At 65.6% G+C, this 18,755-nt stretch carries 20 protein-coding genes; 14 read left to right on the forward strand and 6 right to left on the reverse strand.

The features are described 5' to 3' along the window. Positions 1 to 5 precede the first annotated feature (5 nt). Positions 6 to 1,103 carry a tRNA epoxyqueuosine(34) reductase QueG gene (gene queG, locus QOL82_RS00520; RefSeq protein WP_430438419.1) on the forward strand — a complete coding sequence of 366 codons (1,098 nt, stop codon included), beginning with the start codon at positions 6 to 8 and terminating at the stop codon, positions 1,101 to 1,103. Here queG and QOL82_RS00525 read toward each other — a convergent pair. The 3 genes from QOL82_RS00525 to QOL82_RS00535 form a co-directional block, all read right to left on the reverse strand. Next, positions 1,100 to 1,990, reverse strand: a complete 891-nt coding sequence (locus tag QOL82_RS00525; RefSeq protein ID WP_283440266.1) for an AEC family transporter — start codon at positions 1,988 to 1,990, stop codon at positions 1,100 to 1,102. The two genes, queG and QOL82_RS00525, sit on opposite strands and share 4 nt — an antisense overlap. Before the next feature lie 228 nt (positions 1,991 to 2,218). Next, positions 2,219 to 2,809, reverse strand: coding sequence for a response regulator transcription factor (locus tag QOL82_RS00530; protein ID WP_283440267.1), 591 nt, complete (start codon positions 2,807 to 2,809; stop codon positions 2,219 to 2,221). A 99-nt stretch (positions 2,810 to 2,908) separates the two neighbouring features. Continuing rightward, a complete protein-coding gene (locus tag QOL82_RS00535) occupies positions 2,909 to 4,936 on the reverse strand; it encodes a sensor histidine kinase (protein WP_283440268.1) in 2,028 nt (675 codons plus the stop codon). 165 nt (positions 4,937 to 5,101) lie between these two features. Here QOL82_RS00535 and QOL82_RS00540 point away from each other — a divergent pair, with 165 nt between their 5' ends. The 3 genes from QOL82_RS00540 to QOL82_RS00550 all read left to right on the forward strand — a co-directional run bounded on the left by QOL82_RS00540 (position 5,102) and on the right by QOL82_RS00550 (position 8,046). Further along, positions 5,102 to 6,106, forward strand: a complete 1,005-nt coding sequence (locus QOL82_RS00540) for a TRAP transporter substrate-binding protein (protein WP_283440269.1) — start codon at positions 5,102 to 5,104, stop codon at positions 6,104 to 6,106. Positions 6,107 to 6,196: 90 nt separating this feature from the next. Continuing rightward, positions 6,197 to 6,766: a TRAP transporter small permease gene (locus tag QOL82_RS00545; protein ID WP_283440270.1), complete on the forward strand. Its 570-nt coding sequence runs from the start codon at positions 6,197 to 6,199 to the stop codon at positions 6,764 to 6,766. Continuing rightward, positions 6,763 to 8,046, forward strand: coding sequence for a TRAP transporter large permease (locus QOL82_RS00550; protein WP_283440271.1), 1,284 nt, complete (start codon positions 6,763 to 6,765; stop codon positions 8,044 to 8,046). Before QOL82_RS00545 ends, QOL82_RS00550 begins: the two co-directional genes overlap by 4 nt. Positions 8,047 to 8,135: 89 nt before the next feature. On the opposite strand, the gene QOL82_RS00555 is transcribed toward QOL82_RS00550, so the two are convergent. Next, complete coding sequence (locus QOL82_RS00555; protein ID WP_283440272.1) at positions 8,136 to 9,017, reverse strand: RMD1 family protein; 882 nt, start codon at positions 9,015 to 9,017, stop codon at positions 8,136 to 8,138. A 271-nt stretch (positions 9,018 to 9,288) separates the two neighbouring features. Between QOL82_RS00555 and QOL82_RS00560 the strand changes: the two genes are divergently transcribed. From QOL82_RS00560 to QOL82_RS00575, 4 genes are all read left to right on the forward strand, one after another. Continuing rightward, positions 9,289 to 9,780, forward strand: a complete 492-nt coding sequence (locus QOL82_RS00560) for a methylated-DNA--[protein]-cysteine S-methyltransferase (protein ID WP_283440273.1) — start codon at positions 9,289 to 9,291, stop codon at positions 9,778 to 9,780. Beyond that, on the forward strand, positions 9,777 to 10,682 hold the full coding sequence (gene xerD, locus QOL82_RS00565) for a site-specific tyrosine recombinase XerD (protein ID WP_283440274.1): 906 nt from the start codon (positions 9,777 to 9,779) through the stop codon (positions 10,680 to 10,682). The genes QOL82_RS00560 and xerD overlap by 4 nt, the downstream gene beginning before the upstream one ends. A 12-nt stretch (positions 10,683 to 10,694) precedes the next feature. Continuing rightward, entirely contained in the window at positions 10,695 to 11,081 is a 387-nt protein-coding gene (locus QOL82_RS00570; RefSeq protein ID WP_283440275.1) for a DUF488 domain-containing protein, read from the forward strand. Positions 11,082 to 11,224: 143 nt separating this feature from the next. Continuing rightward, the gene (locus tag QOL82_RS00575; protein ID WP_283440276.1) at positions 11,225 to 11,413 is read left to right on the forward strand and encodes a hypothetical protein; all 189 of its coding nucleotides are present in this window, start codon (positions 11,225 to 11,227) and stop codon (positions 11,411 to 11,413) included. A 25-nt stretch (positions 11,414 to 11,438) separates the two neighbouring features. Here the strand turns inward: QOL82_RS00575 and QOL82_RS00580 are convergent, their stop codons facing one another. After that, on the reverse strand, positions 11,439 to 12,398 hold the full coding sequence (locus QOL82_RS00580) for an endonuclease/exonuclease/phosphatase family protein (protein ID WP_283440277.1): 960 nt from the start codon (positions 12,396 to 12,398) through the stop codon (positions 11,439 to 11,441). 36 nt (positions 12,399 to 12,434) lie between these two features. Here QOL82_RS00580 and QOL82_RS00585 point away from each other — a divergent pair, with 36 nt between their 5' ends. Together QOL82_RS00585 and plsY are read left to right on the forward strand one after the other, a co-directional pair. Next, positions 12,435 to 12,926, forward strand: coding sequence for an aminoacyl-tRNA deacylase (locus QOL82_RS00585; RefSeq protein ID WP_283440278.1), 492 nt, complete (start codon positions 12,435 to 12,437; stop codon positions 12,924 to 12,926). 80 nt (positions 12,927 to 13,006) lie between these two features. Beyond that, positions 13,007 to 13,609: a glycerol-3-phosphate 1-O-acyltransferase PlsY gene (gene plsY / locus QOL82_RS00590; protein WP_283440279.1), complete on the forward strand. Its 603-nt coding sequence runs from the start codon at positions 13,007 to 13,009 to the stop codon at positions 13,607 to 13,609. A 37-nt stretch (positions 13,610 to 13,646) separates the two neighbouring features. On the opposite strand, the gene tsaD is transcribed toward plsY, so the two are convergent. Next, complete coding sequence (tsaD, locus tag QOL82_RS00595; protein ID WP_283440280.1) at positions 13,647 to 14,672, reverse strand: tRNA (adenosine(37)-N6)-threonylcarbamoyltransferase complex transferase subunit TsaD; 1,026 nt, start codon at positions 14,670 to 14,672, stop codon at positions 13,647 to 13,649. 83 nt (positions 14,673 to 14,755) lie between these two features. Between tsaD and QOL82_RS00600 the strand changes: the two genes are divergently transcribed. The 4 genes from QOL82_RS00600 to QOL82_RS00615 all read left to right on the forward strand — a co-directional run bounded on the left by QOL82_RS00600 (position 14,756) and on the right by QOL82_RS00615 (position 18,685). After that, positions 14,756 to 15,379: an ANTAR domain-containing response regulator gene (locus QOL82_RS00600; RefSeq protein WP_283440281.1), complete on the forward strand. Its 624-nt coding sequence runs from the start codon at positions 14,756 to 14,758 to the stop codon at positions 15,377 to 15,379. Between the two features lie 284 nt (positions 15,380 to 15,663). Beyond that, positions 15,664 to 16,917: a CmpA/NrtA family ABC transporter substrate-binding protein gene (locus QOL82_RS00605; protein ID WP_283440282.1), complete on the forward strand. Its 1,254-nt coding sequence runs from the start codon at positions 15,664 to 15,666 to the stop codon at positions 16,915 to 16,917. A gap of 26 nt (positions 16,918 to 16,943) precedes the next feature. Next, complete coding sequence (ntrB, locus tag QOL82_RS00610; protein WP_283440283.1) at positions 16,944 to 17,867, forward strand: nitrate ABC transporter permease; 924 nt, start codon at positions 16,944 to 16,946, stop codon at positions 17,865 to 17,867. A gap of 11 nt (positions 17,868 to 17,878) precedes the next feature. Then, on the forward strand, positions 17,879 to 18,685 hold the full coding sequence (locus QOL82_RS00615; RefSeq protein ID WP_283440284.1) for an ABC transporter ATP-binding protein: 807 nt from the start codon (positions 17,879 to 17,881) through the stop codon (positions 18,683 to 18,685). The last annotated feature ends 70 nt before the right edge of the window (positions 18,686 to 18,755 follow it).

Genomic DNA, 18,755 nt, shown 5'->3' on the forward strand with positions numbered 1-18,755 from the left:
CGATTGTGCATGCCGAAACCGTGATCGACCTTGACGTACTCGCCACGGCGATCAAGGCCTGGGGCCGCGAACTCGGTTTTGCCGATGTGCGCATCGCCGACGCCGACCTTGCCGCCAGCGAGCCCGGCTTCGAAGCCTGGCTGGCCCAGGGTTTCCATGGCGAGATGGATTATATGGCAGCGCACGGCAGCAAGCGCACGCGGCCGGCCGAACTGGTGCCCGGCACCCGGCGCGTGATCGCCGCCCGCATGGATTACCTGCCGCGCGACGCCGGGCCGGACTGGCGCGACGCCGAACTGGCGCGCCTGGCCGACCCGGGCGCCGCGGTGGTGTCGGTCTATGCCCGCGGCCGCGATTATCACAAGGTGCTGCGCAGCCGGCTGCAGCAGCTGGCGCAGCGGGTGGAAACGGAAATCGGCCCATTCGGCTATCGCGTGTTCACCGACTCGGCGCCGGTGCTGGAAGTGGCGCTGGCCGACAAGGCCGGCCTGGGCTGGCGCGGCAAGCATACGCTGCTGCTCAACCGCGACGCCGGTTCGATGTACTTCCTGGGCGAGATCTATACCGACCTGGCGCTGCCGGTCGATCCGCCGGTCAGCGCCCACTGCGGCGGCTGCACCGCCTGCATCGCCGCCTGCCCGACCCAGGCCATCCTCGGGCCGCAGCGCATGGATGCGCGGCGCTGCATTTCCTATCTCACCATCGAACTCAAGGGCAGAATCCCGCTGGAATTGCGGCCGCTGATCGGTAACCGTGTGCTGGGATGCGACGATTGCCAGCTGGTATGCCCATGGAACAAGTTTGCGCAGCGCGCCAGCCTGCCGGACTTCGATGTGCGCAACGGCCTGGACAATGCGACGCTGACCGGACTATTCGCATGGACCGAGCAGGAATTCGACGAGAGGCTGCAGGGCAGCGCGATACGCCGGATCGGCCATGAGCGCTGGCTGCGCAATATCGCTGTCGGGCTGGGAAATGCGGCAGGCGCGGGCCTGGCGGGCGACGCCGGCATCGTCGCGGCGCTGGACGCGCGCGCGGCGCACCCGTCGCTGCTGGTCCGGGAACACGTGGCATGGGCGCTGGCGCGCCACGCCGGCGCCTAGCGCGCCAGCATCAGCCAGACCGGCAGCGTCGCAATCGACGCCAGCGTGCCCGCCGAAATGATGAAGGCGACCAGCGGCCCGTTGCCGCCGAGGCGCGCGGCCAGCACGTAGGCGCTGGAGGCGGTGGGCAGGGCGGCGAACGTGACGAGGATCTGCAGCTGCAGCGGCGGCAGCGCGAACCAGGCGCCGATGAGCAGGGCGATGACCGGCAAGGCCAGCAGCTTGACGGCAATCAGGTAGGCCGACATCCCGCGTCCCTCGGTCAGGCCGGACAGCTTCAGTCCGGCGCCGACCATGATCAGCCCGAGCGCAATCGACGCATTGCCCATCCGCGACAGCACCACGCCGGCGACTTCCGGCATCGGCAGGCCGGTCAGGTTGAACAGCACCCCGCAGGCGGTGGCGATGAGCAGCGGATTCTTGGCCAGTTCCTTGGCCAGGCCGCCGCTCTTGTGCACCAGCGCATGCACGGCGGCCATATTGCATAGCGGGACGGCGAAGCCGATGATCAGCGCCATCATCGAGGTGCCGGCTTCGCCGCCCAGCCGGAATGCGATCGCCAGCGCCATGTAGGAATTGAAGCGGAAAGCGGTCTGCACTGCCGACTCGAAGCTCATCGGCCCGACCGGGAACAGCGGCTTGGCCAGCCAGCCAAGCGCAATGCCGGCCGTGACGATGAGCAGGGCGCCCTGGATCAGCTTGCCGGTGGTGGAAAAGTCGAGCGGCGTGCGCGAGGTCGAATAGAACAGCAGCGCCGGGAACAGCACGAAATACACCATCTTTTCCAGGCCGGCCCAAAATTCGGCGCCCCAGTTCGTCACGCGTATCAGGATCAGGCCGATCAGGATCAGCGAAAAATCGGGAAGCAGGATGGCGGCGATGGACATGGGAGCGGGCATGCGGCGAAAGCGACATGTTACCGGATGGAAGCAGACTTGCAGGGAGGTAGGGAAATTATCGGCGGAAACGGCGGGTGCGATCAGCCGGAAATTCAGCAAACCGCCTCATGGCGCCGGGCGGCTGAAACCCGGCTCCATCCGCTTCATTCCCGTTCGGCGAAGCCGGGACCGCGCAACCGCTGCGGCCTGGCTTCCGCGTAGAAAAGCCGCGCCGCGCTACTTCAGCAGCCGCGCGAGTTCCACGGCGGTCTTCACATTCATCTTGTCGAAGATATGCGCGCGGTGCACTTCCACCGTGCGCATGCTGATGCCCAGGCAGTCGGCGATCACCTTGTTCATCTTGCCTTCGAGGATCAGGTCCAGCACTTCGCGCTCGCGCGCCGACAGCGCCGCCAGCCGCTCGCTGACGGCCGCCGTGGCGCCGGCGTTGCGCGACGCGGCCAGCGCTTCCTCGACCCGGTCCATCAGCGTGTTGTCGTTGAACGGCTTCTCGAAAAAGTCGAAGGCGCCGCGCTTGAGCGCGCTGACCGCCATCGGCACGTCGCCATGCCCGGTCAGGAAAATGACCGGCAGCCGCGTGGTCAGGCCGCGCGCATCCAGCGTCTCGAACAGCGCGATGCCGCTGGTCGCGGGCATGCGGATGTCCAGCAGCAGGCAGTCGCCGCCCGGGTCGAATGCCGGCCGGCCCTCCAGCGCCTTCATGAAAGCGTCGGCGCTGTCGTATGCCGCGGCCTGAATGCCGCGCGACTGCGCCAGCCAGCAGAGGGCGTCCCGGATTACTTCTTCATCGTCGACGATATGCAGCATGCGGGTTCTTTATGGTGTGCACTGTAGTTTCTTTGTGTAAATTGTTTGCGCCTGCAGTGTAACGACAAATCGATTCCTGCGGTGTCCCATTGCGACAAGCTACGCCGGCGCGGTCTCCGGGCCGTCCGCGGTGCGCGTCATGACCGGCAGCGTGAAGCGGAATATGGTGCCTCCTTTCGGGTTGTCGCTGTGCGTCAGCGTGCCGCCATGGAATTCGACCACCGTCCGGCAGATATTGAGTCCCATGCCCATGCCTTCGGACTTGGTCGAGAAGAACGGCGAGAACAGGCGCTCGGCGACTTCGGCCGGAATGCCGTGGCCGCGGTCGGCGACCGAGACCGCCACCATCGGCGTGTCGCCGCTGTCGTCCAGCACCGCGGCCACGCGCAGCACGCGGCGCGCCGGCGGCACCAGCTGCATCGACTCGATCGCGTTGCGGGTCAGGTTCAGCAGCACCTGCTCGAGCATCACGCCGTCGCCGAGGACCTGCGGCAGGCCGGGCGCGCTGCTGATCTGGATCGAGACGAAGAACTGGCGCGCCTGCAGTTCGACCAGCGGCGCCAGGCCGTCGAGCAGCGTCTTGACGTCGATCGGCAGGCGCGCCGGGTCGCGCTTGCGCACGAACGCATGGACGCTGCGGATGATGTGGCCGGCGCGCTGCGCCTGGGCGCTGGCTTTCTCCAGCGCCGTCTTCAGCATGCCATGGTCGGCGCCCGATTCGGGCGAGCGCGCCAGCAGGTTCAGCGCGCCGGTGGCATACGACGAAATCGCCGCCAGCGGCTGGTTCAGCTCGTGCGCCAGCGTGGACGCGAGTTCGCCCATGCTGGCCAGGCGGGCGCTTGCCTGCAGCTTTTCCTGCTGCTGGCGGTTGATGTTTTCGACCCGCCGCAGGTCGGACACGTCGAGGATGGAGCCCATCCAGCCGGTCTGGCGGCCGCTGTCGTCCATCAGCGGCGCCTCGAACACCAGCACCGGGAAACGCTCGCCGTCGGCGCGCTGGAAAATGGTCTCGAAGCGGGGCGTGACGCTGCCGGCCAGCACCTTGCTGAATCGTTGCTGGTATTCGTCCATCGCTTCCGGCGCCCAATAGGGCATCGGCGGCAGCCGGCCCACGATGTCCGACGCCGCCAGCCCGACCATCTGGCAGAACGCCGGGTTGACATAGGTGACGCGGCCTTCGAGGTCGCGCGCGCGCAGGCCGGTCACCAGCGAGTTTTCCATTGCGGTGCGGAACGACACCTGCTGGCGCAGCGCATCCTCGGCGACCAGCCTGCGGTTGATGTCGCGCCACAGCGCGGACAGGCTCCACAGCAGGCCGAGCGAAAGCAGGATCACCGAGCCGACCAGCAGGTTGGGCAGCAGCTTCGGCTCGCTCTTGATGCTGTTTGTGCGCAGCGTGATGGCGACGCCCGGCAGGTCGAGCGCGCGACTGTGGGTGTAGACATTGCGGCCCGGCCCGCCGGACGCGCGCCGGTCCAGCACGGTGTCGTCGCTGTCGGTCAGCAGGATCTCGTTTTCCTGCGCAAACCACCATGGCACGAGCTGGTCGAGGATGCTGGCGGTGGTGTAGGTGGCAACCAGGTCGCCGAGGTACTGGTTGCCGCGCACCAGCGGCACGTGATAGTCCATCGTCACGGTGCCGGTGCTGCCGCGCACCGGCTGCACGTAAAGCGGCAGCCGCGTCTGGCGCGCCTTTTCCAGCGCCTGGCGCGAGGGCAGCGACAGGTCGGCCAGCGACAGTTCGACGCCGTCGTCGGTGGAAGCGACCTGCCGGCCCTGCGCGTCCAGCCAGACCACGCGCGCCAGCTCGCGGCTGTTGCGCAGCAGCGCGTCCATCCTGTCATCCCACTTCTTGCCGTCGAGGTAGCCGGACACCATGTCGCTGGCCACCAGGCGCAGGCTTTCCTCGTTGCGGCCCAGCTGGAAGCGCACCGTCTGCTCGACCCACAGGGTGTCGGCGATCATCTGCTCCTGGCGCTCGGTGGACTCCATGCGCTGCGCCTGCCATGGCAGCCATAGCAGCGCGAACAGGAACAGCAGCAGCAGGAAGACCGGCAGCAGCCAGCGCCAGGATTGTTCGCGGCCGGGGCGGCCGGGCAGCGGAGGGAAGGCGGGAAATCGCATCATGCGGGCCAGGCGCGTATCAGGTGCAGGTCGTCGTTAGCGTCATGCAAGGCTTTGGCCATTGTGGTTATCCACACTTGTGACCAGTGCGTGGCGTGACCAGAATGTGCTGCCTATTTCAAAAGAACAATAAAAACACATCATTCGTATTGTCGATCTGGAGAAAACATGAAATTAAACGTCCTTTACCTGGCGCTTGCGGCCGCAGCAGTCGTATCCGGCCAGGCGTATGCGCAGGCCCCCATCGTCATCAAGTTCAGCCACGTGGTGGCGAATGACACCCCGAAAGGCAAGGGCGCCGACCGCTTCAAGGAACTGGCCGAGAAAGCCACCAACGGCCGCGTCAAGATCGAAGTGTACCCGAACAGCACGCTGTACAAGGACAAGGAAGAAATGGAAGCGCTGCAGCTGGGCGCGGTCCAGATGCTGGCGCCTTCGCTGGCCAAGTTCGGCCCGCTGGGCGTGAAGGAATTCGAGGTATTCGACCTGCCTTACATCTTCCCGACCAAGGACGTGCTGTACCGCGTCACCGAGGGCCAGGTGGGCCGCGATCTGTTCAAGAAGCTGGAGCCGAAGGGCATCACCGGCCTGGCCTACTGGGACAACGGCTTCAAGGTCATGTCCTCCAACAAGCCGATGCACATGCCGGCCGACTTCAAGGGCATGAAGATGCGCATCCAGTCGTCCAAGGTGCTCGACGCGCAAATGCGCGCGCTCGGCGCGAACCCGCAGGTGATGGCCTTCTCCGAGGTCTACCAGGCGCTGCAGACCGGCGTGGTCGACGGCACCGAGAATCCGCCGTCCAACCTGTACACCCAGAAGATGCATGAAGTGCAGAAGCACGTGACCATGTCCAACCATGGCTACCTGGGCTATGCGGTCATCGTCAACAAGAAGTTCTGGGATGGCCTGCCGGCGGACATCCGCACCCAGCTCGACGGCGCGATGAAGGAGGCGACCAAGTATGCCAACGCCATCGCCCAGCAGGAGAACGACAAGGCGATCGCGGCCGTCAAGGCAACCGGCAAGACCGAGATCTATGCGCTGAACGACAAGGAAAAGGCCGAGTGGCGCAAGGCGCTCGCCCCGGTGCAGAAGGACATGGAAAGCCGTATCGGCAAGGCCACCATCGACGCCGTGAACAAGGAAGCGGCGGCAATCGGCGCCAAGTAATACAGCGGTTCGCACGCATGCGGCTTTCCGGCCACGGCCGGCAAGCCGCATTGTCTTGTGCGGGCTTTTTTCCACTATGAGGGGACACCCATGAAATTACTAGACCATCTCGAAGAGTGGCTCATCGCCAGCCTGATGGCGGCGGCGACCATCGTCGTCTTCGTTGCAGTGGTACACCGCTACATGTCGGGCCTGCCGATACCGGGCCTGCAGGACTGGCTGATCCAGCTCAACACCAGCTGGGCCCAGGAACTGACGATCTACATGTTCGTCTGGATGGCCAAGTTCGGCGCCGCCTACGGCGTGCGCACCGGCATCCACGTCGGCGTCGACGTGCTGATCAACCGCATGAACGCGCCGTGGCACAGGCGCTTCGTCATTCTTGGCCTGCTGGCCGGCGCGCTGTTCACCGGCATCGTCGGCACGCTGGGCGCGACCTTCGTCTACGAACTGAGCCACACCACCAGCACGTCCGAAGTGCTGGAAATCCCGATGTGGATGGTCTACATGGCCGTGCCGCTCGGCTCCTACCTGATGTGCTTCCGCTTCCTGCAGGTGACGTTCGCGTTCATCCGCACCGGCGAGCTGCCCAAGCATGACCATGCGCACGTCGAAGGCATCGACCCCAACGAAGAAGACATCTCCGGAGCAAAAGTATGAATGCGCTGATTATTTTCGTGCTGCTGCTGGCGCTGATGCTGACCGGCATGCCGATCTCCATCTCGCTCGGCCTGACGGTGCTGACCTTCCTGTTCACCATGACGCAGGTGCCGATCGAGTCGGTCGCGCTGAAGCTGTTCACCGGCATCGAGAAGTTCGAGATCATGGCGATCCCGTTCTTCATCCTGGCGGGTAATTTCCTGACGCACGGCGGCGTCGCGCGGCGCATGATCAACTTCGCCACCTCGATGGTCGGCCACTGGCACGGCGGCCTGGCGCTGGCAGGCGTGATGGCATGCGCGCTGTTCGCGGCGGTGTCCGGCTCCAGCCCGGCGACCGTGGTGGCGATCGGCTCCATCATCATGCCGGCGATGGTTCGCCAGGGTTATCCGAAGGGCTTCGGCGCGGGCGTCATCACGACCTCGGGCGCGCTGGGCATCCTGATCCCGCCATCCATCGTGATGGTGATGTATTCGGTGTCCACCAACACCTCGGTCGGCAAGCTGTTCATGGCCGGCGTGATCCCGGGCCTGATGCTGGCGACGCTGCTGGGCCTGACCACCTGGTACCTGGCAAGGAAGCACAACTATCCGCGCCTGAAGAAGGCCACCTGGGGCGAGCGCTTCATCGCGTTCCGCAAGAGCGCCTGGGGCCTGCTGCTGATCGTCATCGTGATGGGCGGCATCTACACCGGCATTTTCACGCCGACCGAGGCGGCTGCGATGTCGGCGGTGTATGCGTTCATCGTCGCGGTCTTCGTCTACAAGGACATGGGCTTCAAGCAGGTGCCCAAGGTGCTGCTGGACTCGGCGTCGATGTCGGCGATGCTGCTCTACATCATCACCAACGCGGTGCTGTTCTCCTTCCTGATGACGTCCGAGAACATCCCGCAGGCAATGGCCGGCTGGATCATGGACAAGGGCTTCGGCGTGGTCAGCTTCCTGCTGGTGGTGAACGTGCTGCTCCTGCTGGCCGGCAACGTGATGGAGCCGTCGTCCATCGTGCTGATCATGGCGCCCATCCTGTTCCCGGTCGCGATGACGCTGGGCATCGACCCGGTCCACTTCGGCATCATGATGGTGGTGAACATGGAGGTCGGCATGTGCCATCCGCCGGTGGGGCTGAACCTGTATGTCGCGTCGGGAATTACCAAGATGGGGATCAGCGAGCTCACTGTGGCGGTGATGCCGTGGCTGCTGACCATGCTCGCCTTCCTGATGATCATCACCTACATCCCGCAGATCTCGCTGTGGCTGCCCAACCTGCTGTACGGGAAATAAGCCGCATGTGACAGGCCGCATGCGGCAGGTCGCATGCAGCGCTGAAACGAGCCGCCGCTTCCGCAGGGAAGCGGCGGTTTTTTTTGGTCTCAGCCGACGAAGTGGCCGTACAGCGACAGCACCAGCTCGCTGACGATCAGGCCGACGATGTACCACTCGACCCGGTGCGAACTCTTGTAGCGCACGGTCTCCAGCAGCGTCTCCGCGGTGCGGCCCAGGGTCGCCAGCTTGCGCTCCAGCGCCTTGGCGCGGTCGATGATTTCGTAGTCGCCCTCGAGGCGCGCATGCAGGGCTTCCAGGTGGCTGTTGCTCCACAACAGCTCGGGCTTGTCCATCACCTCGGCCCGGTTGGTCAGCCGGTGTTCAGAAAGCAGCATGTTGCCGACCGCCCGCATCAGGTCCTGCGAGCGCACCGAGAACCGGCCGTCGTCGGCCAGGTCCTGCGCCAGCGGCTCGATGCGGTCGAACTCGCCGGCCGAGCGCCGCTCCTGGAACGACAGCATCGCCGCCTTGGACATGACTTCGGCCAGCAGCTGCAGCCGGTCGCGGTCGGCCGCATGGATGTGGATTTCATTGCCGACCGGTCCCTCGTGCGCATCCGGGTCGACGATGACGGCGGCCTTTTCCTCGGCCAGCGGGTCGCCGCCGCCGTGGCTGGCCGGGCCGATGCTGGCCATCAGCCATTCGCGGTCGCCGGTTTCCTCGGCGAAGAAGGCCACCGCCCCGTAGCGGAATATCGCCGCCACGCCGGCGCTGGGCAGGCGCACCATCAGCGGGGACTGCGCGACCATCGGCAGGTGGACCAGCGCCTTGATGTCGATGCGCTCGGCGACGATCAGCACGGTGGCGGTGAAGCGGGTGGCCTGGACCAGCGGCTTGCCTTCGCGGTGGACGATGCGCTGCCGGCGTGAATGGCGGCGCGGGGAGGAGGGAGTCCAGTGGATGGTGTTGCGGGATGTCAGGTCGGTCATGATGCTTGTTGTCGGTAGGGGATTGCAGGGTGAGTAACGGCGAGATTGTAGGCTGCGCCGGGCGACGCGCATTGCGCTATCGGCTGCCTGCGTCGGTCTCCTGAACCAAAGCCCCTGAATCGGCATTCCCGGGTCAGCCCCAGGGTCAGCCCGTGTGCCATGCATCGGCCGCCCGCATTGGCGCGCATGACCGGGAAAAACCCCCCTTGCGCAAGCCGCCGGGCCCGAACGGGCATGCAGGGAGGCCGTCTTTTCCATTATGCTTTCCCCCATGCCCAATACCACGATTTTCTCCGCCATCGTTCCCGCCCCGTTCGGCGCGATCGGCGTGCGCACCGCCGACGCCCTGCTGCAGGAACTGGTCTACCTGCCGCCGTCCCACAAGCCGCAGGACCCCGCCGACGCGCTCGCCGAGCGCGCAGCAGGCCAGATCCAGCGCTATTTCGCCGAGCCGGATTTCCGCTTCGACCTGCCGCTGGCCACCGTCGGCACCCGCTTCCAGCAGCGGGTATGGAGCGCGATCGCGTCCATCCCCCGCGGCCATGTGCGCACCTACGGCGACCTGGCCCGGCTGCTGGCCTCGGCGCCGCGCGCGGTGGGGCAGGCATGCGGCGCCAACTGGTTTCCGCTGGTCGTGCCCTGCCATCGCGTCACCGCGGCAGGCGGGCTGGGCGGTTTCGCCAGCAGCGCCGACGCCGACGGCTTCCACCTCGGCGTCAAGCGCTGGCTGCTGGCGCACGAGGGCGTGGAGCGTTTCCGATGAGCAGGCCGGCGCTCGACAGCCAGCCGCTGATCGATGGATTCTGCGACACGCTGTGGCTGGAAGACGGCCTGGCGAAAAACACGCTGGAAGCCTACCGGCGCGACCTGAGCCTGTTCGCGGCCTGGCTCGAGGCGGAAGCCGGCAAGCCGCTGGACGCGGCCGGCGCCGACGACCTCAATGCCTACTTCGCCGCCCGCCACGCGGAAAGCCGCGCGACCTCGGCCAACCGCCGGCTGGCGGTGCTGCGCCGCTATTACCAGATGGCGCTGCGGCAGAAACGGATCGCGGTCGATCCCTGCCTGCGGATGCGCTCGGCGCGCCAGCCGTCGCGCTTTCCCAAGACCCTGTCGGAAGCGCAGGTCGAGGCGCTTTTGGCCGCGCCCGACGTCAGCACGCCGCTGGGCCTGCGCGACCGCACGATGCTGGAACTGATGTACGCGAGCGGCCTGCGGGTGTCCGAACTGGTGCTGCTGAAGTCGATGGAAGTCGGCATGAACGAGGGCGTGCTGCGCATCACCGGCAAGGGCGACAAGACCCGGCTCGTGCCTTTCGGCGACGAGGCGCGCGGCTGGATCGAGCGCTACCTCGCGCAGGCGCGGGGCGTGATCCTGAACGGCCAGACCGACGACGCGCTGTTCGTCACCGGGCGCGGCGGCGCAATGACCCGCCAGATGTTCTGGATACTGATCAAGAAACATGCGCTGAAGGCCGACATCCAGGCGCCGCTGTCGCCGCACACGCTGCGGCATGCATTCGCCACCCACCTGCTCAACCACGGCGCCGACCTCAGGGTCGTGCAGCTGCTGCTGGGCCATGCCGACATTTCGACCACGCAGATCTACACCCATGTCGCCCGCGAACGGCTGAAGCTGCTGCATGCGCAGCATCATCCGCGCGGCTGAGGCGAGGGCGCGATGGGAATCAGGGTCGTCCGGCTGGGCACGCCGCGCATCGAGGGCGAGGGGCTGCGGCTGGGCACGGTGCGGCGGCCGCCGCGCGGCGTGCCGAAAGCCGAATTCGCGTCGCGCGATTTTTACGATGTCTGGATGCCGCTGCTGTCGCCCGACCCGGAAACGGTGAAAGCCTGGCTGGCCGCGTCCGACGACGCCACGCTGGCCGCCTGCCGCAAACGTTACATTTCCCAGATGAAACAAGCCGAGCCGGCGCGGCTGCTCGACCTGCTGGCGGCGCTATCCCACCAGACCAGTTTTTCCGTCGGCTGCTATTGCGCCGACCTTGCGCACTGTCACCGAACGGTATTGCGCGAACTCCTGATCGAACGAGGTGCGGTGATAGATTGACCGATTGACGTGCTACGATGACAACAGTGTTAATGCAATCCCGCAGGCCCCATACCAGTCGCCAACCCTGCCTCGCCATGAGAACGTGTTTTTTCATTTGGCACGGGACGGGTTGAAAACGGTATTCACCGGAGAACCATGTCGTGGCGAAGACCAATTTCACGTACGAAAAACGGCAGAAAGAGCTGGAAAAGAAGCGCAAGAAGGAAGAAAAGCTCAAGCGCAAGCAGGAACGCGCAACCGACGGCACCGCCGACAGCGCCGAAGAGGCCGAGAGCATCGAAGGCCTGCCGGCGCCGGTCGAAGGCGATTCCCAGACCGAAACGCCGTAGAAGTAACGCTTTATTCAGTAAACCGTCATTCGCCCGGCCTGATGCCGATGCGCACCAGCACCGCGCCATGGTCCGACGCGTCGGGCGAACGAAATATCACGTGGTCGTTCAGGTAGGCCACTTCCAGCACTTCGCCCAGCGCATGCGCCGACGCCGGGTTGAATTCCTCCGAGACCAGCACATGGTCTATCGTTTCGAAATTGCCGTCATGGACGTGGGTGAAGCCGACATCGCGCAGCGGGTCGCGCCGCGACTGCAGCCGGTAGCATTCGAACATCCGTTCGTCATGCCCGTTCAGGCTGCGCCCGCCGCCCAGCACCAGCTGCGTCGGCACCGCGTCGGCAACATCGTTGAAATCGCCCATCACCATCAGCGGCCGCCGCTGGCCGGCGGTGAAATCGGATAGCAGGTAGCGCAGCCCGAGCGCCTCGACCCCGCGCCGGACCATGGACCGCAAAACGGCCGCGCCTATGCTGCCGGGATCGTTTTCGCTGTCGCCGTTGCGGTAGTCCGGGCGCTTCGATTTCAGGTGGACCACGAACACATTCAGCACCTGGCCGGTCGGCAGCTGCACCGGCACCTGCAGCACCGGCCGCGTGAAGCGGGTCACCGCGCTTCCCAGGTCCATCAGCGGCATCGACAGCCCGCGCGGCAGGTCCAGGTGCTTGGCGGTCGGGCCGGCCAGCGGCAGGCGGCTGATCAGCGCGACGCTGGGCGTGAGCTTGCCGGGTTCGGGTTCGAAGCCGATGTGCGCGGCGTCCCGGTAGCGGCTGGTGCGGGCCAGCACGTCGCGCACCGCATCCTGTGAAAAAACTTCCTGCAGGCCAATGACGTCGGCGTCGAGCTGGTCGAATTTCCGCGCCAGCCAGGCTACCTTGGCGTCGTATTGTTCCGGCGTGTAAGGCTCGATGCCGTCGTAGAAGCGCAGTCCCGGCGGGGCGAGGTTGAGGACGTTGAATGTCGCGAAGCGAATTTCCTGTTGCATAATACCCCACCCATTTTTCAAGTGAGCGTATCACGCATGAGCAGGAAAGAGCATATCTCCGAGACCCCGGCGACCCAGTATCTGCGCCGATGCCGGGTCGTTTTCTCGGAGCACCCGTACCAGTACGAGGAACACGGCGGCACCACCGTCTCGGCACGCGAGCTGGGCGTCGACGAGCACCAGGTGGTCAAGACCCTGGTGATGCAGGACGAAGCCGGCAAGCCGCTGATCGTGCTGATGCATGGCGACTGCAAGGTCTCGACCAAGAACCTCGCGCGCCAGATCGGCTGCAAGTCGGTCGAGCCATGCACGCCTGAGGTGGCGCAGCGGCACTCGGGCTACCAGATCGGCGGCACCTCGCCGTTCGGCACCCGCAAGGCGATGCCGGTGTATGTCGAGCAGAGCATCCTGGCGCTCGAGCGCATCTATATCAACGGCGGCCGGCGCGGCTACCTGGTCGGCCTGGCGCCCGCGGTGCTGCCGACGATCCTGCCGGTCACCGCTGTATCATGCGCGCTGGCCGGGTAATAGCAGGCGGTCCTTAGCCTTTTTATCCGTTGCCACTCACCGTTTCATTGCCTCATTTATAACAACAGGTCAAGCAGCCCATGTATACCGTCTTGTTCGTCGTCGCCGCCTATCTGATCGGCTCCATTTCCTTCGCCGTGGTCTGCAGCCGCCTGTTCGGCCTGGCCGACCCGCGCACCTACGGCTCGAAAAACCCGGGCGCCACCAATGTGCTGCGCAGCGGCAACAAGAAGGCGGCGATCGCCACACTGATCGGCGACTGCTTCAAGGGCTGGTTTGCCGTCTGGCTGGCGCTGCAGCTGGGACCGCGCTTCGGTGTGGACGACACTGGCATCGCGTTGGTCGCGATCGCGGTGTTCCTGGGCCACCTGTGGCCGGTGTTCTTCCGCTTCGCCGGCGGCAAGGGCGTTGCGACCGCGCTGGGCGTGCTGCTGGGCCTGAACGTGTGGCTGGGCCTGGCGACGCTGGCAACCTGGCTGATCATCGCCTACGCATTCCGCTACTCGTCGCTGGCGGCGCTGGTGTCGAGCGTCTTCGCGCCGTTCTTCTACGTGCTGCTGTTCGGGGTCGATCCGCTGCTGCTGGCGGTGGTGGCGATGAGCCTGCTGCTGGTGTACCGGCATGCGAAGAACATCGGCAACCTGATCAACGGCAAGGAAAGCCGGCTGGGCAGCAAGAAGTAGGGAAGGCCGGCGCGCGGCGCAATCTGCGCCGGCGCGCTCAGATGCTCAATTCATCCAGCGGCCAGCGCGGCCTGACGTTGAACGCATAATCCCGCTGCGCCGCCTCCGGCTGCAGCTGCAGCCGCATCGCGCCGGCGAACGCGATCATCGCGCCGTTGTCGGTGCAGAATTCCAGCTCCGGGTAGAACACGCGGAACCGCTTTTTCGCCGCGGCGGCATTCAGCGCTTCCCGCAGCTGCCGGTTGGCGCCGACGCCGCCGGCGATCACCAGCCGCTTCAGCCCGGTTTCCTTCAAAGCCGCCATGCATTTCGCCACCAGCACCTCGACGATCGCGTCGACGAAGGCGCGCGCGACATTGGCCTTGTCCTGCTCGCAGATATTCGTGATCTTGGTCTTCACCAAGGTCAGCACCGCCGTCTTCAGCCCGGAAAAGCTGAAGTTCAGGTTCTTCGAATGCAGCATCGGCCGCGGCAGCGTGTAGACGCCGGGGTCGCCGAATTCCGCGAGCCGGGAAATGGCCGGGCCGCCGGGGTAACCCAGGCCCAGCAGCTTGGCCGACTTGTCGAAGGCTTCGCCGGCGGCGTCGTCCACGGTTTCGCCCAGGAGCGTGTAGCGGCCGACGCCGTCGACCCGCATCAGCTGCGTATGCCCGCCCGAGACCAGCAGCGCGACGAAGGGGAATTCCGGCGGCTCGCTGGCCAGCAGCGGCGACAGCAGGTGGCCCTCGAGGTGATGCACGCCCAGCACCGGCTTGTCCAGCGCGAGGCCGAGGCCGCAGGCGACCGAGGCGCCGACCAGCAGCGCGCCGGCCAGGCCCGGGCCCTGGGTATAGGCGATCGCGTCGATCGCGTGCCGGTCCAGGCGGGCATCGGCCAGCACCTGTTCCAGCAGCGGCAGCGCGCGCCGGATATGGTCGCGCGACGCCAGTTCGGGCACGACGCCGCCGTACTGTTCGTGCATCGCGACCTGCGAGTGCAGCGCATGCGCAAGCAGGCCGCGGTCCGTGTCGTACAGGGCCAGGCCGGTTTCATCGCAGGAGGATTCGACGCCGAGAACAATCATGGAAGGACAGGATAGGAGAGGGGGGTGGCAAGCTTTTTGCAAAGCGGTATTGTAAAGGAAAGCGCATATCGCTTAAAAAGCCCATGACGGATTCAAAACTGCTACGCATCATCGTCGTCAACTCGCTGGTCCCGTCGGAAGGCGCGGACGCAGCCGAAATCGAGCAGGCAGACCGCGCCCGCATGCTGCGCATCAACCTGCTGGAAGCCGGCTACAACATCCTCGCGGTATTCCCGCCGGACGCCGACCTGCAGGGCCATATCGCCCAGCTGAGGCCGGATGTCATCATCGTCGACGCCCAGTCCGACGCGGCGCTGAAGGAAGTGGTGTCGGCCACCGCCAACGCGCCGCGGCCCATCATCTGCTTCTCCGAGGACGGCGACCGCAAGCGCATGCATGCGGCGCTGGAGGCCGGTGTGTCCACCTATATCGCCGCCGGCCTGTCGGCGGAATGGGTGAAGGCGGTGCTGGACGTGGCCGTGGCCCGCTTCGAGGTCGACCAGAAGCTGCGCGACGAGCTGTCGGTCACCCGGTTGAAGCTGGCCGAACGCAAGGTCATCGAGCGCGCCAAGGGGCTGCTGATGGACCGGCACCATTGCACCGAGGACGAGGCCTACCGCAAGCTGCGCCGGCTGGCGATGGACAAGAACCTGAAGCTCTCCGACGTCGCCCAGCGCATGATCGACGTCGCCGACCTGCTGCTGTAGCGCGCACCGGCACGCACCGGCAGGCGCCGGCAGAGCGCACCAGCGCCGGGCCACACGCTGGACGCCCGCCGCACTATTCCCGCATTTTCAACGCGCCCTGATGGTGCGCCGCCCAAGCGCAGGGCAACGCGCGCCTTGCAATGGCGCAAAGCCGGGAGTTTCACGCTGGCACACCAATTGCTGATTGGAAGCTGCGCCAATGATGGCGCAAGGCCAGGGCAGGGAACGCCAGCCATGTTGGCTGCGGTCCCGGACAGGGCGCCTCTTTCCAATGCAAGGAAGACATGACAGCGAACGCAGACAAATCAGCAATCACCCGCCGCAGCGTACTGAAAGCCGGCGCCGCCGCCGGCGTGGCCGGCGCATTCGGCGCACTCTCCACCCGCGGCGCATGGGCAGCCGGTTCGGACAAGCCCGAGAAGGAAGAGGTCAAGGTCGGATTCATCCCGCTGACCGACTGTGCTTCGGTCGTCATGGCCTCGGTGCTGGGCATCGACAAGAAATACGGCATCAAGATCACGCCGTCGAAGGAAGCGTCCTGGCCCGGCGTGCGCGACAAGCTGGTCAATGGCGAACTCGACGCCGCCCATGTGCTGTACGGCCTGATCTACGGCGTGCACCTTGGCGTGTCCGGCCCGAAGAAGGACATGGCGGTGCTGATGACCCTGAACAACAACGGCCAGGCCATCACGCTGTCGAAGAAGCTGGCCGACAAGGGCGCGGTGGACGGCCCGTCGCTGGCCAAGCTGATGAAGTCCGAGAAGCGCGAATACACCTTCGCCCAGACCTTCCCGACCGGCACCCACGCGATGTGGCTGTATTACTGGCTGGCGGCCAACGGCATCGACCCGATGAAGGACGCCAAGATCATCACCGTGCCGCCGCCGCAGATGGTGGCCAACATGCGGGTCGGAAACATGGACGGCTATTGCGTCGGCGAGCCATGGGGCCACCGCGCGATCGCCGACGGTATCGGCATCACCGCCATCACGACCCAGGACATCTGGCGCGACCATCCGGAAAAAGTGCTCGGCACCAGCGCCGAATGGGTGAAGAAATACCCGAACACCGCGCGCGCATTGACCGCGGCTGTGCTGGAAGCCGGCAAGTGGATCGACGCGTCGCTGTCGAACAAGAACAAGATGGCGGAAACCATCGCCGACAAGTCCTATGTGAACACCTCGGTCGACGTGATCAACCAGCGCATCCTGGGCCGCTACCAGAATGGCCTGGGCAGGACCTGGGACGACCCGAACTACATGAAGTTCTACAACGACGGCGCGGTGAATTTCCCCTACCTGTCCGACGGCATGTGGTTCCTGACCCAGCACAAGCGCTGGGGCCTGCTGAAGGCCGATGTCGATTACCTGGCCGTGGCCAAGCAGATCAACCAGGTCGATCTTTACAGGGACGCCGCCGGCATGGCCAAGGTCAACGTGCCCAGGGACAGCATGCGCAGCACCAAGCTGATGGATGGCGTGGTCTGGGACGGCAAGAACCCGCAGGCCTACGCTTCCTCTTTCACCATCAAGGCCTGATCGACGCATAGGCACAAGGAACCGCAATGAGCGCAGTCATGAACAAGATAGAGTCTCTCGCCAATCCCCCGGCCCAGGCCACCGGTACCGGCGCCAGCACCGGCAAGGCCGCGGTCGCCGAGGCAGCGCCGGCCGCCAGGCCGGCGCGCACCGGCGGCGGCGTGCGCCGGCGCTTGCGCGCGGTGGGCGCCACGGTCTTTCCGCCAGTGCTGGGCATCGCCTTCCTGGTGCTGGTCTGGCAGATCGTGTCAGCCAGCAGCGACGGCATACCGACGCCGCTGGTGACCCTGACCGAGGCGATCAAGATATTTTCCGACCCGTTCTACAGCAAGAGTCCGAACGACCAGGGCATAGGTTGGAATTTGCTGGCGTCGCTGCAGCGGGTCGCCATCGGCTTCGGCCTGGCCGCCGCCGTCGGCATTCCCGCCGGCTTCCTGATCGGCCGCTTCCGCTTCCTGTCGGCGATGTTCAACCCGCTGATCGCGATCCTGAAGCCGGTGTCGCCGCTGGCCTGGCTGCCGATCGGCCTGCTGGTGTTCAAGGCAGCCAACCCGGCCTCGATCTGGGCCATCTTCATCTGCTCGATCTGGCCCATGATCATCAATACCGCGGTCGGCGTGCAGCGCGTGCCGCAGGACTACATGAACGTGGCCAAGGTGCTGAACCTGTCCGAGTGGAAGATCCTGACCAAGATCCTGTTCCCGTCGGTGCTGCCCTACATGCTGACCGGCGTGCGGCTGTCCATCGGCACCGCCTGGCTCGTCATCGTCGCGGCCGAGATGCTGACCGGCGGCGTCGGCATCGGCTTCTGGGTCTGGGACGAGTGGAACAACCTGAACGTGCCGCACATCATCATCGCCATCTTCGCCATCGGACTGGTCGGCCTGCTGCTCGAGCAGGCACTGGTCGCCGTGGCCAGGGCGTTCACTTACGAAGACGTGAAAAGCTAGGGGCGACAGACATGGACAACAACAAATTCATCGAGATCCAGAACGCGCAAATGTCCTTCAACACGCGCAACGGCGTGTTCCAGGCGCTGCGGGACATCAACCTGACGGTGGCCAGGGGCGAGTTCATCACCCTGATCGGCCATTCCGGCTGCGGCAAGTCGACGCTGCTGAACATGATCGCCGGCCTGCTCAAGGCCAGCGACGGACTGCTGCTGTGCGCCAACCGCGAGATCGCCGGACCCGCGCCGGAACGCGCAGTGGTGTTCCAGAACCATTCGCTGCTGCCGTGGCTGACCTGCTTCGAGAACGTCTACCTTGCGGTGGAGCGGGTCTTCGGCGCGGCCGAGGGCAAGGCGCAGATGAAGGAGCGGACCAATGCCGCGCTCGCGCTGGTGGGATTGACGCATGCCGCGCAGAAGCGGCCGCATGAAATCTCGGGCGGCATGAAGCAGCGGGTCGGCATCGCCCGCGCATTGTCGATGGAGCCCAAGGTCCTGCTGATGGACGAGCCCTTCGGCGCGCTCGACGCGCTGACCCGCGCGCACCTGCAGGACGAACTGCTCAAGATCGTCGCGCGCACCAGCTCCACCGTGGTGATGGTGACCCATGATGTCGACGAGGCGGTGCTGCTGTCGGACCGCATCGTCATGATGACCAACGGACCGGCTGCAACGATAGGGGAGATCCTGAAGGTGGAACTGGAGCGGCCGCGGGAACGCGTGGCGCTGGCGCAGGATGCGCGCTATTCGCAATACCGGACGGCGGTGCTGGAATTCCTGTATCACCGGCAGGCGCATCCGGCGAAGGAAGCCGCCTGAGGACAGCGCCGACCCGCTGCACGGGCTGACCGCGCCATCGTCATCGGCGTGGAGCGGCCATGCACCGGGT

The sequence above is a fragment of the Noviherbaspirillum suwonense genome, assembly GCF_900182955.1.
Classification (GTDB): domain Bacteria; phylum Pseudomonadota; class Gammaproteobacteria; order Burkholderiales; family Burkholderiaceae_D; genus Noviherbaspirillum_A; species Noviherbaspirillum_A suwonense.